The 13,973-nt window shown below is 69.3% G+C and carries 12 protein-coding genes; 7 read left to right on the top strand and 5 right to left on the bottom strand.

Annotated features, from left to right (window positions below; all coding sequences use genetic code 11):
- The first annotated feature begins 47 nt into the window (after positions 1 to 47).
- Positions 48 to 320, top strand: a complete 273-nt coding sequence (locus tag VMS22_26550; protein HXJ37604.1) for an alcohol dehydrogenase catalytic domain-containing protein — start codon at positions 48 to 50, stop codon at positions 318 to 320.
- A gap of 226 nt (positions 321 to 546) precedes the next feature.
- Here VMS22_26550 and VMS22_26545 read toward each other — a convergent pair whose 3' ends face one another.
- Positions 547 to 1,959, bottom strand: coding sequence for a cytochrome P450 (locus tag VMS22_26545; GenBank protein HXJ37603.1), 1,413 nt, complete (start codon positions 1,957 to 1,959; stop codon positions 547 to 549).
- A 102-nt stretch (positions 1,960 to 2,061) separates the two neighbouring features.
- Between VMS22_26545 and VMS22_26540 the strand changes: the two genes are divergently transcribed.
- Both VMS22_26540 and VMS22_26535 read left to right on the top strand, forming a co-directional pair.
- Positions 2,062 to 2,553, top strand: a complete 492-nt coding sequence (locus tag VMS22_26540; protein ID HXJ37602.1) for a peroxiredoxin — start codon at positions 2,062 to 2,064, stop codon at positions 2,551 to 2,553.
- A 188-nt stretch (positions 2,554 to 2,741) separates the two neighbouring features.
- Positions 2,742 to 3,197: a nitroreductase/quinone reductase family protein gene (locus VMS22_26535; protein ID HXJ37601.1), complete on the top strand. Its 456-nt coding sequence runs from the start codon at positions 2,742 to 2,744 to the stop codon at positions 3,195 to 3,197.
- A 7-nt stretch (positions 3,198 to 3,204) separates the two neighbouring features.
- On the opposite strand, the gene VMS22_26530 is transcribed toward VMS22_26535, so the two are convergent.
- Complete coding sequence (locus VMS22_26530; protein ID HXJ37600.1) at positions 3,205 to 4,356, bottom strand: transporter; 1,152 nt, start codon at positions 4,354 to 4,356, stop codon at positions 3,205 to 3,207.
- A 75-nt stretch (positions 4,357 to 4,431) separates the two neighbouring features.
- Between VMS22_26530 and VMS22_26525 the strand changes: the two genes are divergently transcribed.
- The 4 genes from VMS22_26525 to VMS22_26510 all read left to right on the top strand — a co-directional run bounded on the left by VMS22_26525 (position 4,432) and on the right by VMS22_26510 (position 9,441).
- Positions 4,432 to 6,030, top strand: a complete 1,599-nt coding sequence (locus VMS22_26525; protein ID HXJ37599.1) for an adenylate/guanylate cyclase domain-containing protein — start codon at positions 4,432 to 4,434, stop codon at positions 6,028 to 6,030.
- A gap of 77 nt (positions 6,031 to 6,107) precedes the next feature.
- Positions 6,108 to 6,953, top strand: coding sequence for an efflux RND transporter periplasmic adaptor subunit (locus VMS22_26520; protein ID HXJ37598.1), 846 nt, complete (start codon positions 6,108 to 6,110; stop codon positions 6,951 to 6,953).
- A complete protein-coding gene (devC, locus tag VMS22_26515) occupies positions 6,953 to 8,104 on the top strand; it encodes an ABC transporter permease DevC (GenBank protein ID HXJ37597.1) in 1,152 nt (383 codons plus the stop codon). The genes VMS22_26520 and devC overlap by 1 nt, the downstream gene beginning before the upstream one ends.
- Positions 8,104 to 9,441: an ATP-binding cassette domain-containing protein gene (locus VMS22_26510; GenBank protein ID HXJ37596.1), complete on the top strand. Its 1,338-nt coding sequence runs from the start codon at positions 8,104 to 8,106 to the stop codon at positions 9,439 to 9,441. The genes devC and VMS22_26510 overlap by 1 nt, the downstream gene beginning before the upstream one ends.
- 18 nt (positions 9,442 to 9,459) lie before the next feature.
- On the opposite strand, the gene VMS22_26505 is transcribed toward VMS22_26510, so the two are convergent.
- The 3 genes from VMS22_26505 to VMS22_26495 all read right to left on the bottom strand — a co-directional run.
- A complete protein-coding gene (locus tag VMS22_26505; GenBank protein ID HXJ37595.1) occupies positions 9,460 to 10,920 on the bottom strand; it encodes a sialidase family protein in 1,461 nt (486 codons plus the stop codon).
- 86 nt (positions 10,921 to 11,006) lie between these two features.
- Positions 11,007 to 12,548, bottom strand: a complete 1,542-nt coding sequence (locus VMS22_26500) for a hypothetical protein (protein ID HXJ37594.1) — start codon at positions 12,546 to 12,548, stop codon at positions 11,007 to 11,009.
- A gap of 35 nt (positions 12,549 to 12,583) precedes the next feature.
- The coding region (locus VMS22_26495) for a hypothetical protein (protein ID HXJ37593.1) at positions 12,584 to 13,973 on the bottom strand (1,390 nt) is incomplete at its 5' end.

The raw sequence follows: 13,973 nt of genomic DNA, 5'->3' as shown, positions 1-13,973 counted from the left end.
CGTTCTTGCCATCTTGCGCCGCGTTCGATCCGGTGGATAAGGGCGGCATGAAGGCCGTCCACCTGCGCGCGCGGGCCGACCCCGCGACGTTCATCTACGAGGACGCGCAACGTCCGGAGCCGGGAGCGGGGGAGGTCCTCGTCCGCGTGCACGCGGCGGCCGTCACACCGACCGAGCTCGAGTGGGAGCCGACGTGGACGACGCGCGCGGGCGGACCGCGACCGTTCCCGATCACCTCGGGGCACGAGTTCTCGGGTGAGATCGCCGCGGTGGGGCCCGGCGTCGCGGATCTGGCGCCGGGCGACGCCGTGTCGGCATGAACGACTGGTTCCGCGACGGCGCCCAGGCCGAGTACTGCGTCGCGAAGGCGTCCGAGGTCGTGCCGAAGCCGCGCTCGGTCGACCACGTTCGTGCCGCCGTGACACTCATCTCGGCCCTCACGGCGTGGCAGGGCCTCGTCGAGCGCGCTCGCCCCGCCGCGGCGGAGCGCGATGAGGCCGCACAGGCGTATGCCTGGACGTCGCCCGATCGTCCAGGCCGACGATCCTACGCTGCGATCGCGCGCATCGGCATACCGCCGCGCGGCCGCAGCGTGAGCTGCACCTCCGGCACCACCACCGGGCGCTCGGCCGTGAGCCGCAGGCGGTAGCGCTGGAGCGTCATCGCGACGACGAGCTGTGCCTCCATCAGCGCGAACTCGTTGCCGATGCACAGGCGTGGCCCGCCGCTGAAGGGAAGGTAGGCGAACTTCGGTCGCTCGCGGACCCGTTCGGGCGTGAAGCGGTCCGGATCGAACCGCTCGGGATCCTCCCAGAAGGCCGGATGGCGGTGCGTCACGTACGGCACGACGTTCACGATCGTGCCCTTGCCCACGCGGTAGCCGGCGATCCGATCGTCCTCGACCGCCTGACGGACGAAGCCCCACACGGGAGGATACAGGCGCATCGCCTCCTCGACGACCTGGCGCGCGTACTGCAGGCGCGGCAGGTCCTCGATGGTCGGAACGCGATCGCCGATCGCCTTCGCGATCTCCGCGCGCAGGCGCTCCTCGATCTCCGGATGCTGCGCGAGCAGGTACCACGTCCAGCTGAGCGCCATGGCCGTCGTCTCGTGGCCGGCCAGCACGAACGTCATGACCTCGTCGCGGAGCTGGCGATCGGTCATGCTCTCGCCCGTGTCCTCGTCGCGTGCGTGCATGAGGAGCGAGAGGAGGTCGCCGCGATCCTCGCCCGCTCGCCGCCGCGCCTCGATGATCTCGAACACGACGCGGTCGAGCTCGCCGATGGCGCTTCGCAGGCGCCGATTCCCCGCCGACGGCCACCACGGCGGCGAGGGGAACATCGCCATCACGCGCGTGTTGAGCGGCTCGAGCGCGAGCGTGATCGCGCGTGCGACGCGCTCGGCGGCGTCGTCGAGGCCGTGGCCGAACAGGGTTCGGCCGACGACGCTCAGCGTGAGCGCGCTCATCTGCGCCGAGAGGTCGAACGGCTCGCCGCTACGCGCGCGCGGCGCCCAGCGATCGAGCACGGCCGCGGTCGTCGACGTCATGGCGTCGACGAAGCCGGCGAGGCGCTGGCGATGGAACGCGGGCTGCGCGAGGCGGCGCTGGCGCCGCCAGAAGTCCCCCTCGCTCGAGAAGAGCCCCTCGCCGATCAGGATCTTCAGCTTTGCGATGACGACGCCCTTCTCGTAACGCTGGTTGTGCTCCTGCAGCACGTGCTTCACGTGATCGGGGTGGGCGACGAAGTACGAGTTGAAGGGCCATGCGCGGAAGCAGACGACGTCCCCGAAGTTCTTGAACGCCGCCATGAAGAACCCGAGCGGATCGCCGCGAAAGGCCGCCATCATCCCGAGCGGCGTGCGGTAGCGCGGACCCGCGGGCAGCTCGTCCGTCGCCGCCGCGGCGCGTTCCCAGAAGACCACCGGACGATCGCCTGCCAGCTTCGCCGCTGCGCCCATGGGTGCCCCCTACGCGACCGCTAGCACGCCCGGGAACGCCATGCGAAGGCCTTCCCCGTCGCGCGAACGTCGTGCTACTCGTGCGCGGCTGGAGGACGGACCATGGGACTGCTCGACAATCTGCTGGGGACCGGAAGCCCTGCGATCAACGTCGGCGACAAGGCGCCCGACTTCGATCTCTCCGACGCTGCGGGCAAGCGGGTGCGGCTCGGCGACTACAAGGGCAAGAAGGCCGTCGTCCTCTACTTCTACCCGAAGGACGACACGCCCGGCTGCACCAAGGAGGCGTGCTCGTTCCGCGACAGCTACGAGTCGTTCAAGGAGGCGGGCGCCGAGGTGATCGGCATCAGCTCCGACTCCGAGGCGTCGCACCAGAAGTTCGCCGACAAGTACAAGCTGCCCTTCACGCTGGTCGCCGACGCGGGCGGCGCGGTGCGCAAGCGCTACGGCGTGCCGGCGACGCTGGGGCTGCTGCCGGGACGGGTCACCTTCGTGATCGACCGCGACGGGGTCGTCCGGCACGTCTTCAATTCGCAGCTCCAGGCCACCAAGCACGTGGACGAGGCGCTGACCGTCTTGAAGCAGCTCCGCTGAGGAGCCCGAACGCCAAATGACCCGGCGAGCCCTGGGAAGGAAGGGCCCGCCGGTCACCGAAAGAGGGGGGGACGCTGCCGCTCGATTTTCTCTTTGGGCGTGCTGGCTGTGAGCGGCAGCGTCGAAACGTCTGACGGAAGGGCTCGCGCCGCTATTCATTGGTCTCTTCCAGGTGCATAAGGCCCCGCATGTCGCCCATCCAACGCATCCTCAAGGTGATCGGTGAGAGTCCGTTCTGGAGGGTCGTCGGCCGCCTGCATGCGGCAGTATACCGCGCGACGGGGGGGCGCCTCGGCGGATCGGCCGGTGGTATCAAGAATCTCCTGCTCACGACCACGGGCCGGAAGTCGGGCCAACCCAGAACCGTCACGCTGGCCTACATAGAGGATGCACGACGCTACGTCGTCGTGGCGTCGAACGGGGGCTCGGATCGACCGCCGGCCTGGTGGGGCAACTTGCTCCGCGATCCGAGGGCGACGGTGCAGGTGGGTCCGCGGACGCTGCAGGTGCAGGCGCGTGAGGCGACGGCGGACGAGCACGCCGTGCTCTGGCCACGCCTAAAGACCGTGAATCCCTTCTACGCGCAGTACGAGCAGATCACGGCGCGCCGCATTCCGGTGGTTCTGTTGGAGCCGCGCCCCTAGCGCGGACCTAGAACGCGTACGACGCTTCGAGCGTCGGGATCGCCTCGGCGCGCAGCCCGTCCTCGTTGAGCGGCACGAGCGCGTTCAGGCTGACGAACCCCGAATCGGCGAAGCGCCAGCGGATGCCGACCGCCGCGTCGTAGATGTCGTTGCGCTCGACCTGGAAGAAGAACGGCGTGGGGATGGGGTCGCTCTGCGCGGCGAGCTCGTTGCGACCCAGGAAGACGACCGAGACGCTGAGGGGCTCGAGCACCTGGTACGTGCCACCGACGGCCCAGCGCACCACCGATCGGCTGACGTCGTTCGTGTCGTAGTCGATCCCGACGTCGAGCAGCGGTTCGAATCGCCCCGCGAAGACGTGCGAGAGGACGAGCGTCGGCTGGAGCCGCGTCGTGCCCGTACCCTGGAGATTGTCCTGATCGCCCGTCGGAAGGCTGAGGCCGAGCCCCGCCGCCACGTCGACCCACTCGCTGCGCAGCAGGACGTATTTCGCGCGGAGGAGGAGGTCCCCGATGCCGACGGCGGCGTCCGAGAGGGAGCGGACGTCGGTGGGGAAGCTCTCGCCCGGCGGAAGCGCGAACTGCGGGAAGCGGGGGTCGGGCGCCTTCGAATGGGTCGTGACGCCGAGCGAGGTGCGGAGCAGCGGGAGCGTCAGGTTCACGTCGAGATCGGCCGTTACACCGTATGTAACGGACGGCGAGAGGATGTACGCCTGGACGTCGAGATCGGCCACGACGTGCACGGGAAGAAACGTCGTGAACCGTCCGTCGGCGAGCTGTATGCCCTGTGGGACGGGAAAGATCAGTGTCTGGCCGTTCACGCGCGGACGATTCACGAGACTGTCGAGGTCGTCGCCGTTGATGGACGTCAGGTGGACGTACGAGAAGGCGGCGGACAGGTTGATCCGGCCCTTGCCGATCGTTTCGGCGCGCTCCCCGATGATCGGCCCCGCCACTCCGGACTGCCGGACGAGCGTGTCGAGCGTGGGATCGTAGGCGTAGGTGACCCCGGAGCTCGCGGATGCGACCGGATACGTCGACGCGACCGTGTTCGCGAGGGCCGGCGCGATCGGCGCGAGCCCGAGGAGGCGGAAACGCGGATTCTCGAGCACGCCGGTGAGGGAGCCGTGCGCCGCCAGCGGTGTAACCAAGAGCAGCACCAGACTCGCTAGCTTGAGGGTTTGGCGCACCGCGCGCCCTTTTACGCGTATCGGTCGTTTGGCTACAAGACGCCTGTGGATCGGTCCGAGGGCAGCTACACCCGTCGCATCCTCGCCGTCCTGGTGTGCGACGTCTCGGGTTTCAGCGCCCTCATGGGCCACGACGACGAGCGGACGGCGCGCGACGTGCAGAGGGTCCGGGCGGTCGTCGCCGCCACCGCCGGGGAGCTGGGCGGCCAGGCCGAGCCCCAGGCCGGTGACTCGATCGCCGTGCGCTTCGAGAGCGTGCTGGCCGCCGTCCAGGCGGCGCTCCGCGTGCAGGAGCAGCTCGCCGGGGAGTCGGCGACCGAGCAGCAGCTCCGCCTGCGCGTCGGGATCCACTTCGGCGACGTGCTCGTGGAGGCGGGCGGATCGGCCCTCGGCGATGCGATCAACGTCGCAGCGCGTCTGTGCGCCCTCGCGCGTCCCGGAACGATCTGTGTGTCCGAGGGAGTCTACCGCCACGTGCGCGGACGGTTCGACGAGCCGGTGGAGGATCTCGGACGCCTGCGCCTGAAGAACATCTCCGATCCCGTGCACGCCTATCTCATCGTGCCGCGCGCGGCCGGCCGTGTCCGTCGCCGGCGCCACGCCGCGCGATGGGCCGTAGTCGCCCTGGGGGTCGCCATGCTCGGCGTCGCCCTCTGGCGCTGGCCGTTCTGGTCCAGGCACAGGGAGTCGCCGTTGGGCATGGAGGGCCCGCCCGCCGCCAGTACGCCCGAGGATGGCGAGAAGGCGCCGAAGACCGAGGTCACGCTCGGCGTCATGCTCTTCAAGCCGCTGCGCGACGATCCCGAGAACCTGTGGATGCGCGAGGCGCTTCGAGACGGTCTCAACACCCAGCTCTCCGGCCTGACGAAGGTGAAGGTGTATTCGAAGGAGTTCATCGACTTCCTGATCACACGACAGGGCCTCTCGGAGATCGAGGCCGCGAACAAGCTCGGCATCTCGAAGATGCTCTCCGGCAGCTTCGTCGCGGTGGGAGACACGCTGCGGATCGAGACCCACGTCGTCGACGTGACGTCGGGCATGATCGAGGCCTCGTACACCACGATGGGGCCGGTGAAGCAGTTCCTCTCGCTCCAGACCAAGATGACCGAAGGCCTGATCGCGCGGCTCGACATCCCGATCACGCCCGCCGAGCGCAAGACGCTCCTCGCCCAGCAGAACACGGACGTCGAGGCCCTGAGGATGCTGCTCGAAGCCGAAGGCGGAGCGGCGCCCGCGGCACCGCCGAAGCCCCCCGGGCCCGGGTCGTCGCTCCTGCGCTGGATCGTGCGCGTCGGCGCACCCGCCGCGGCCTGGGCCGACGACCGTGCCGACATCGTGACCGTCCTCGAGGCCTACCGGAAGGCGACCGAGGCGCACGAGATGCCCGGGATCGTCAACGTCTACATCGACTTCTCACCCGACCAGCAGGCAGCGCAGCAGCGCTACTTCGACAACGTGAAGGACCTGAGGATCGCGATCTCCGACGTCGACGCGGCCATCGTCGGTGACGAGGCGGTCGTCTCCTACACGCGCACGGACGATTTCAGCGACGCGCGCACCGGCCGCCCGATGCACGTGCAGGTGCGGCTCACGAAGACCCTCAAGCGGACCCAGAGCGGCTGGAGGCTCGTGGCAGGGAAGTAGGCCGGGGAACATTCGTTCCCCGCCGGCGGAACATCTGTTCCGTCGGGGGTTACGCCGGTTGGCTGGAGGAAGCGCGCATGCCAACCCCAGCCCCTGCCGCCATGGAATGGCCTGCGCCGCCCCGCCTCTGGCCGCTCGGGCTGCTCGCGCTCGTCGTGGTCGGATGCAAGTCGGCCGACAGTGCCGTCGAGGCCAAGGGGGCGGGGGCGCCGGCTCCCCGCGTCGCGGCGCTCGGGCGGCTCGAGCCGACCGACGGTATCCTCCGCATCGCCGGGCCGTCGCGCCCGTCGGTCGTCGTCGCGACCCTCCGTGTCGAGGAAGGGGACCGCGTCCAGGCGGGCCAGCCGATCGCCGAGCTCGATTCGCGGGCAGCCGACGAAGCGGCGGTCGTCAAGGCGCGCGCGGCCCTTCGCAACGCCGAGCTCGAGCTCGGACGCTACCGTCCGCTCGTCGCGCAGCGCATCGTCTCGCAGGACACGCTCGACACTGCCGAGCTCCACGTCGACACGGCGCGCGCGGATGTCGCGGCTGCACAGGCCGTCTTCGAGCAGGACGTCGTGCGGGCGCCCGTCTCGGGACAGATCGTCAAGATCTTCGCCCGCGCCGGCGAGCGTGTGGGGCCCGACGGCCTCGCCGAGATCGCGCGGAACGACCAGATGTTCGCCGTCGCCGAGGTCTACGAGACCGACGTCGGCCGTGTGAAGCCGGGGCAGCGCGCGACCGTCACGAGCCCGGCCCTCGACGGACCGATCGAGGGCACCGTCGATCGCATCGGGACGAAGATCGGCAAGCAGGACGTGCTCGACACCGATCCGGTCGCGCGCACCGATGCCCGCGTCGTCGAGGTCCGGGTGAAGCTCGACGACAGCGCCAAGGTGGCGAGCCTGTCGCGGCTGCAGGTCCAGGTGAAGTTCGCGCCATGATGTCGAGCGGCCGCCTCGCCTGGTTCCAGCTCCGCCGTCAGAAGGTGCGCCTCGCGGTGGCGCTCGCCGGCGTCGCCTTCGCCGTCGTCCTCATGTTCATGCAGCTCGGCTTCCAGGACGCCCTGTTCCGCAGCGCCGTCAACGTGCACCGGCGGCTCAAGGGCGAGCTCTTCTTCTTCCATCCCAACTACAACGTACTGCCGTTCCCCAACTTCTTCCCGCGCGTCCGCCTCTACCAGGCGCTCGGCTTCGACGGCGTCGCCTCGGTCACGCCGATCTACGCCGGCATGGTGCCGTGGAAGAACCCCGAGACCGGACGCTCGCGCGACGTCTTCGTGCTCGGCGTCGATCCATCGAGCGACGTGCTCGACATCGACGAGGTGCGAGCCCAGGCGCATCTCCTCCGCTACCCGGACGTCGTCCTCTTCGACGAGTTCTCCCGACCCGAGTACGGACCGGTGTCGGAGACCCTGAGGGACGGCCGCGACGTCACGACCGAGGTGCTGAATCGCAAGGTGACGGTGCGCGGGCTCTTCCAGATGGGCACCTCGTTCGGCGTCGACGGCACCCTCGTCACGAGCGACCTCAACTTCGCCCGCATCAGCCCGCACCTGCCGCTCGCGAAGGTCGCGATCGGCGTCGTGCGCCTCGACCCCGGCGCGGACCCGAAGGCCGTGCAGTCGTCGCTCCGCGAGCACCTGCCGCACGACGTGAAGATCCTCACCCGCCAGGAGATGCTCGACGCCGAGGTCGGCTACTGGGCGCGGGCCACGCCGATCGGCTTCGTGTTCACGTTCGGCGTCATCATGGGCCTCGTCGTCGGCATGATCATCGTCTACCAGATCCTGTTCGCGGACATCACGGACCACCTGAAGGAATACGCGACCTTCAAGGCGATGGGATACACGAACCGCTTCCTCGCGGAGGTCGTGCTGGTGGAAGCTGCCCTCCTCGGCATGGTCGGCTTCGTTCCGGGGCTCGCGATATGCCGCCAGCTCTACGCGCTCACCAGGCAGGCGACCATGCTGCCGATGGCGATCGAGCCGGCGCGGGCGGCCCAGGTCCTCGGCCTGACGCTCGTCATGTGCTGGGGTTCGGCGCTGATCGCGATGCGGAAGCTGCGCGCGGCCGATCCGGCGGACGTGTTCTGATGGCCGACGCGCTGATCACCGTCGCGGGCGTTTCGCACGCCTTCGGGTCCGGCACGCTCCGCAAGCAGATCCTCTTCGACGTCTCCGCGCAGATCACGGCGGGCGAGATCGTGATCCTCACCGGCCCCTCCGGCTCGGGGAAGACGACGCTGCTGACGCTCATGGGGGCGCTCCGTGCGACGCAGAAGGGAAGTCTCAAGGTGCTCGGGCACGAGCTCTGCGGCGCGCCCGAGGCCGCGCTCGTCGCGGTCCGCCGGCAGATCGGCTTCATCTTCCAGCTCCACAATCTCGTCGATGCGCTCACGGTCACGGAGAACGTGACCGTGGGGATGCCGAGGGACGCCGGGCTCACGCCGCGCGGCGTCCGCGATCGCGCCGTCGAGGTGCTGGCGTCGGTCGGGCTCGAGGCGCAGGTACGGCACTACCCGGACCAGCTCTCCGGTGGGCAGAAGCAGCGCGTCGCCATCGCACGCGCGCTCATCGCGCGCCCCCGCATCATCCTCGCCGACGAGCCGACGGCGTCGCTCGACAAGAAGTCGGGTCGCGACGTCGTCGACCGCCTGCACGCGCTCGCCAAGAAGGAGGGCACGGCGGTCGTGCTGGTGACGCACGACAACCGCATCCTCGACGTGGCCGACAGGATCATCCACCTCGAGGAAGGTCGCCTGTCGAGCTTCTCGGAGGCCGTGCGAGCGAGCACGCAGCGCCTGCTGTCGACGCTCGCGAAGTCGGGACGTGACGTCGAGATCACCCAGCAGGTGGACGACATGCCGCAGGCGCAGTTCACGAGATTCCTCGAGGACCTGACCAGCGAGGCGAGCCAGCTCCTCGAGGTGATGACGCTCGGCGCCGACGAGGCGTTCGAGAGGATGCTCGCCCAGATGCTCGAGGTCTTGACGCGCAAGGTGGGGAAGCTGATCGCCGCCGATCGCGTGTCACTGCTGCTGGGCGACGACGTGCGAAGCGAGCTCTACTCGCTCGTGGCGCAACCCGAGGGCGGAAAGCCGATCGAGATCCGCATCCCCACCTCGACGGGCATCGCGGGGCACGTCTACCGCTCGGGCGAGCCGCTGAACGTCCCCGACGCCTATGCGAGCCCGCTCTTCAACCCCGAGGTCGATCAGCGCACCGGCTACCGGACACGGAACATCCTCGGCGTCCCGATCGGCGATCGTACCGGGCGTCCGTTCGCAGTGATGAGTCTCCTCAACAAGCAGGGCGCGGCCGCCTTCGACGAGCGCGACGAGCGCGCGGTGCGGGAGCTCGCGAGCTCGATCGGCGTGGTGCTGCAGACCTGGCACCAGGCGCACCGGACGCGGCACGGCGCGCGGGTGTAGGAGGCCGCGGTCGCCGAGCTACTTGTTGCCCGCGGACCCCAACGTCGAGCGCAGGCTGATGGCCGCGGCCCACGTTCTCTGGTGATACGGGACCGAGCTGTTGCGGGTCGCCGCCGCCGGTCGCGCCCAGACCGCATGCGCGGTGTCACCGTGCAACGTGACCTCCATGGTGTCCCCGAGGATCGCACGGTCGCCCGAGGTCGAGGCGAACCGCAGGTCACCGCGCGGGCCGAGCCGATGTGGCCTGCCGAACGTCGTACCACCGTCGGCGGAGACGCTGGCGCGTGTCTGCACCCACGGCGCGTCGCCGTCGCGCGTCGTATACGTGACGACCACCATTCCGTCGTAGGCGGCAACACCGGGCGTGAAGTGATTGCGGACCCTTCCCGGATCGGCGTTCACGAGAGCCGGTGGGTCCCAACGCGCACCACCGTCGGTCGACCGGCTGAGCACGATGTCGTTCCGACCGTCGGTGCGCAGCCGTCCGTCCTGCCAGACGACGAACAGGGCGCCGCGCACGGGGTCGACGGCGGCGCCCACGAAGGTGACGCCGCCGCCCTTGGTGCTGAGCCCGGGCACCTCGCGGCTCTGGTCGTCCGCGATCAGGACAGGCGCCTCGAAATCGAGGCCCCCGCTGCGCGACGTCTGTGCCACGAAGCGCGACGCCCCGCCCAGGGGGAAGTCGTCGTAGACGATCGTCAGATCGCCGTTCGGCTGAACGAGAGGAGTCGCGCCGAAGCCGCCCGCCAGCGGGCTCGTACTCGACACGATGACGAGGTCGCTCCACGTGGCGCCCCGGTCGTCGGAGAAGCGCAGGACGACCGGCGTGCTGAAGGTAGCCCGATCCTCGTGGGTCCACGTGCCGTAGAGTCGCCCACGGCGTGGGCTCACCGAGGAGATGTCGGAGGTGATCCGGCCCTTGTCGCTCAGGGCAAACCCAAGGAAAAGGGAGCAGCCGGTATCGTCCTGAATCAAGGTCGGCGTGCCGAAGGTCTGGCCGTGGTCGTCGGAGCGCTGGACGGTGACGGCGCTCCTGCAGCCGGGCGCGCGGTCGACTCCAGTTGTCAGCGCGTACACGCTCCCGTCCGGGCCGAACGTCACCTCGGGATCCGCCGCCAGCTCGAACGAGCCCCCGACGGCCACCGTGAGGTCGGGCAGGTTGCCTGTGGCCCAGGTCCGTCCGCCGTCGTGCGAGGTCGCGAAGCCGGGATCGACGTGCCCACCTGTGTTGAAGTGCCCCTGTGCGAACACCGCCACGACCACCGACGGATCGGCGGGATCGACCGCCACGGACGGCTGAAGCTGCGTGTCGGCCTGCGAGCCGCCTGCCCCTGCGAACGGATCGGCGCTGATCTGCTGAACGTAGCGTGCCCTCCTGAATGCATCCGTTCCGTGGGCATCGGCCGCGCCGGCGATCAATGCGAGGCCGGCCACGGCGACGTTGAATGCAGACGGGCACACGAGCGGGATGTGAGCCATGGGATCCTCCGCCGAGGTGGGCGTAACCGACGGCGGAACAGATGTTCCGCCTCGACGGGACATGAAGTCCGGACGCCGAGCGGGCGCTACTGCACGAGCGCCTGGTAGGCGACCGGACCCGGTAGCTCCACCGACACCGCACCGTCGGAGTCGGTCGTCGCCCCGCGATAGTTGGTGACCTGACGGAAGCCCGAGCCGTCAGGTCGGATGGCAAAGACCTGCTGTCCGACGGCGGTCGATCCGAACGCGTTGCAGCTCGAATCGAAGACGATCGCGCCCGTCGACGGATCCTGCTCGTCGAGAGCCTGCGTTACGGTACAGCCCAAAAGGCTCGTCCCGCAGCCCGGCTCGGCGAGTCCGCCATCGAAGCGTGTGAGCTGCCGGAGGCCTCCGGCGAGCCTATCGACGTTGAAGAGCTGGCACGTGTTCGACGCATTGCGCTTCACCGGGTCTGCCGACGCCGTGAACACGACGTGATTGCGGTCGCGCAGGCGAATCGGGAAAGCGGTATCCGATCGCCCGTAGTTCGTGAGTTGCAGGAGCTGCCTTCCGTCGCTGACGAAGATCTCGCGGACGGAACCGGGGAAGGGCTGGTCGGTGGTGGTCGCGAACCTCAGCGTGAACACGTCGCTGAGGAGCCCGCTGACGCGAAAGCTCGTATCGAGCGTCGCGCCCTCGACTACCACCGGAGCCTCGAAATTGAGGTACTCGAAGTCCTTGCCGTTGCGCCTCATCCTGAAGTAGCGCGGACCCGGCACCTTCCCGTCGACCAGATAGACCTGACCGCCGATGCGTTCCTCGTCGAGGAAGAAGGCATCGAGCGAAAGGCCGTTTGGAGGCACTCCGACCTGCGACGCGGTGAAGTTGGTCAACTGTCGGCGCACGCCGCTGCGGGGATCGATCATGACGACCTGGGGTGCGTCCGATCCGTCGGCGCCCGGTCCACGATCGCTCGCGACGACGCTCGTCCCATCCGGGCTGAACGAGAAGCCGCTGCTTTCCTTGTAGGCGATCGAAAGGTCGGGCTTGGCGGCGAACGGCGGGTCGCGGGATTGATCCGCGATTCGGCGGAGCCCGCTGCCGTCGGCGCGGACGACGTAGATGCCCTCGCTCGCCAGCGTGTACGGTGGGGTCTGGACAGCAGCCCCGCCGAACGTGAGGGGCCGGAGGAAGTCGTCCGTCACCTGGAAGAGGACGGTTTCGCCGTCGGGGCTGACCGCAAGGCCCTGAAAGACGCCGAAGGACAGCGCCGCGCCGCCGACGCGGATCAGGCCGTAGAGCAGGCAGACGGGGTAGGAATCGAGAGCCGGCTCGCTCGACTCGAGCGGCATGACGATGACCGGCGGGCAGTCGCCGCGGCGAATCTCGAGCCGCTGGCGCGTCGTCCACTTCCCGCCCGCCGCGCGACACTCGTTCACGATCGCAGCGATCGTGCGCGTGCGGGCCGCGCCCGCCGCGCACCCAGTCTCGGTGCGACAGACGTCGCGGCAGTGGTGGCGGTCCTCGCCTGTCGCGCCGCGACAGCGCTCGGCGCGACAGGACGCCATGCGGGCGACGCAGGAGGCGGCGCACGACGGCCCGGCGACGGCGAAGCGACCACCCGTCAGCAACGACAGCATCGCAGCCACGGCGGTCAGCCTCTTCGTGCGATGGCGGCGGATCGTCATAGCGATGGTGCCGAGTACGCCGTCGGGCCCGGCAGCTCGACGTCCACCGTGCCGTCGGGGTCGGTCGTCACCCCGCGGTAGGCCGTGATCTGCCGGAAGCCGGACCCTTTCGGCCGGATCGTGAAGAGCTGTTGGCCGATGGCGCTGATCCCGAAGGGATCGCAGCTCGAATCGAAGACGATCGCTCCCGTTCTCGGGTCCTGGGCCGTGAAGGTGAGGACCCCCGAGCAACCCGGTGGGGCGTACCCGCCGAAGCATCCCACGGGCGAGGTGCCGTCCGGGTGGAAGCGCGTGAGCTGGCGCATGTGTCCACCGAGTCGGTCGATGGTGAAGAGCTGACACGTGTTCGTAGGATTCTGCCGCAGGGGGTCCCCGGAGGTCGCGAAGAGGACCTGGTGGCCGCCGCCGAGCCCGATCGAGAAGATGGTGTCCGATCGGCCGATGTTCGTGAGCTGCAGAACGTTCTCACCGTCTCGAACGAAGACCTCTCTAACCGGACCAGGCTGCGGAGTGTCCGTCACCGTGTCGAGAGCGAGCGACGTGATCTCCCTCGAGAGGCCGCTCACGTGGAAATCGGCGACGAGATGCGCCCCGGGAATGGCGACCGGCGGCTCGAATGGCTTGAAGTCGGAGCCGTCCCGTCGAACGGTGAACAGCCGTGGACCCATCACGCTGTCGTAGACGAACCCGCCGATCCGATCGTCGTCGAGGAAGACGGCGTTCACGGCGTTGCCATTGGGATCGGGTCCTATGGACGCGGCGGTGAACACGGTGACCTGGCGGCGCTCGCCCGTGCGGACGTCGAGCGTGAAGATCTGAGGCGCCTCCGAGCCGTCGCTGCCAGGTCCGACGTCCGTGTAGACGACGCTCCGTCCGTCCGGGTTGAACGAGAAGCCCGGCGCCACCAGGACCCGAACGCCGGGCGGCAACGGCCCCGTCCGCACCGCGAACGGAGGCCATCGCGATTGCGCTCTGACACGGCGCAGCCCGCTTCCGTCGGAATGAACGACGAAAATGCCTTCGCTCGCCAGCGCGAACGCCGGCGAGGGCAGGGGGATCTGGCCGAGGAAGTCGTCCGTCACCTGGAAGATGACCGTGCCCCCATCGGGGCTGACGGCCACCCCCTGAAACACGCCGATGGACATGGCGGCTGCGCCGTCGCGCGAATCGCCGTAGATCTGGCAGAGCCCGAAATCGACGGCCGGTGTCGTCGCCTCGACCGTCGTCACCGTGACCGCCGGGCAGTCGTCGCGGTGGACATCGAGCCGCTGCCGCGCCGTCCACGTGCCGCCCGACGCGTGGCATTGGTTGACGACCGTCGCGATCGTGCGCGTGCGTGCCCCGCCCGCGGCGCACCCCGTCTCGGCGCGACAGACGTCGCGGCAG

The organism is Candidatus Eisenbacteria bacterium, assembly GCA_035577985.1.
Lineage (GTDB): Bacteria > Desulfobacterota > Binatia > DP-6 > DP-6 > DATJZY01.
The sequence above is the reverse complement of the archived record's forward strand: the minus strand, read 5'-3'. Positions and strand labels throughout refer to the sequence as shown.

Coding starts and splice junctions, on each gene's coding strand:
- VMS22_26550 (HXJ37604.1), top strand. CDS start 48: ATGAAGGCCGTCCACCTGCGCGCGCGGGCCGACCCCGCGACGTTCATC.
- VMS22_26545 (HXJ37603.1), bottom strand. CDS start 1,959: ATGGGCGCAGCGGCGAAGCTGGCAGGCGATCGTCCGGTGGTCTTCTGG.
- VMS22_26540 (HXJ37602.1), top strand. CDS start 2,062: ATGGGACTGCTCGACAATCTGCTGGGGACCGGAAGCCCTGCGATCAAC.
- VMS22_26535 (HXJ37601.1), top strand. CDS start 2,742: ATGTCGCCCATCCAACGCATCCTCAAGGTGATCGGTGAGAGTCCGTTC.
- VMS22_26520 (HXJ37598.1), top strand. CDS start 6,108: ATGCCAACCCCAGCCCCTGCCGCCATGGAATGGCCTGCGCCGCCCCGC.
- devC (HXJ37597.1), top strand. CDS start 6,953: ATGTCGAGCGGCCGCCTCGCCTGGTTCCAGCTCCGCCGTCAGAAGGTG.
- VMS22_26510 (HXJ37596.1), top strand. CDS start 8,104: ATGGCCGACGCGCTGATCACCGTCGCGGGCGTTTCGCACGCCTTCGGG.
- VMS22_26505 (HXJ37595.1), bottom strand. CDS start 10,920: ATGGCTCACATCCCGCTCGTGTGCCCGTCTGCATTCAACGTCGCCGTG.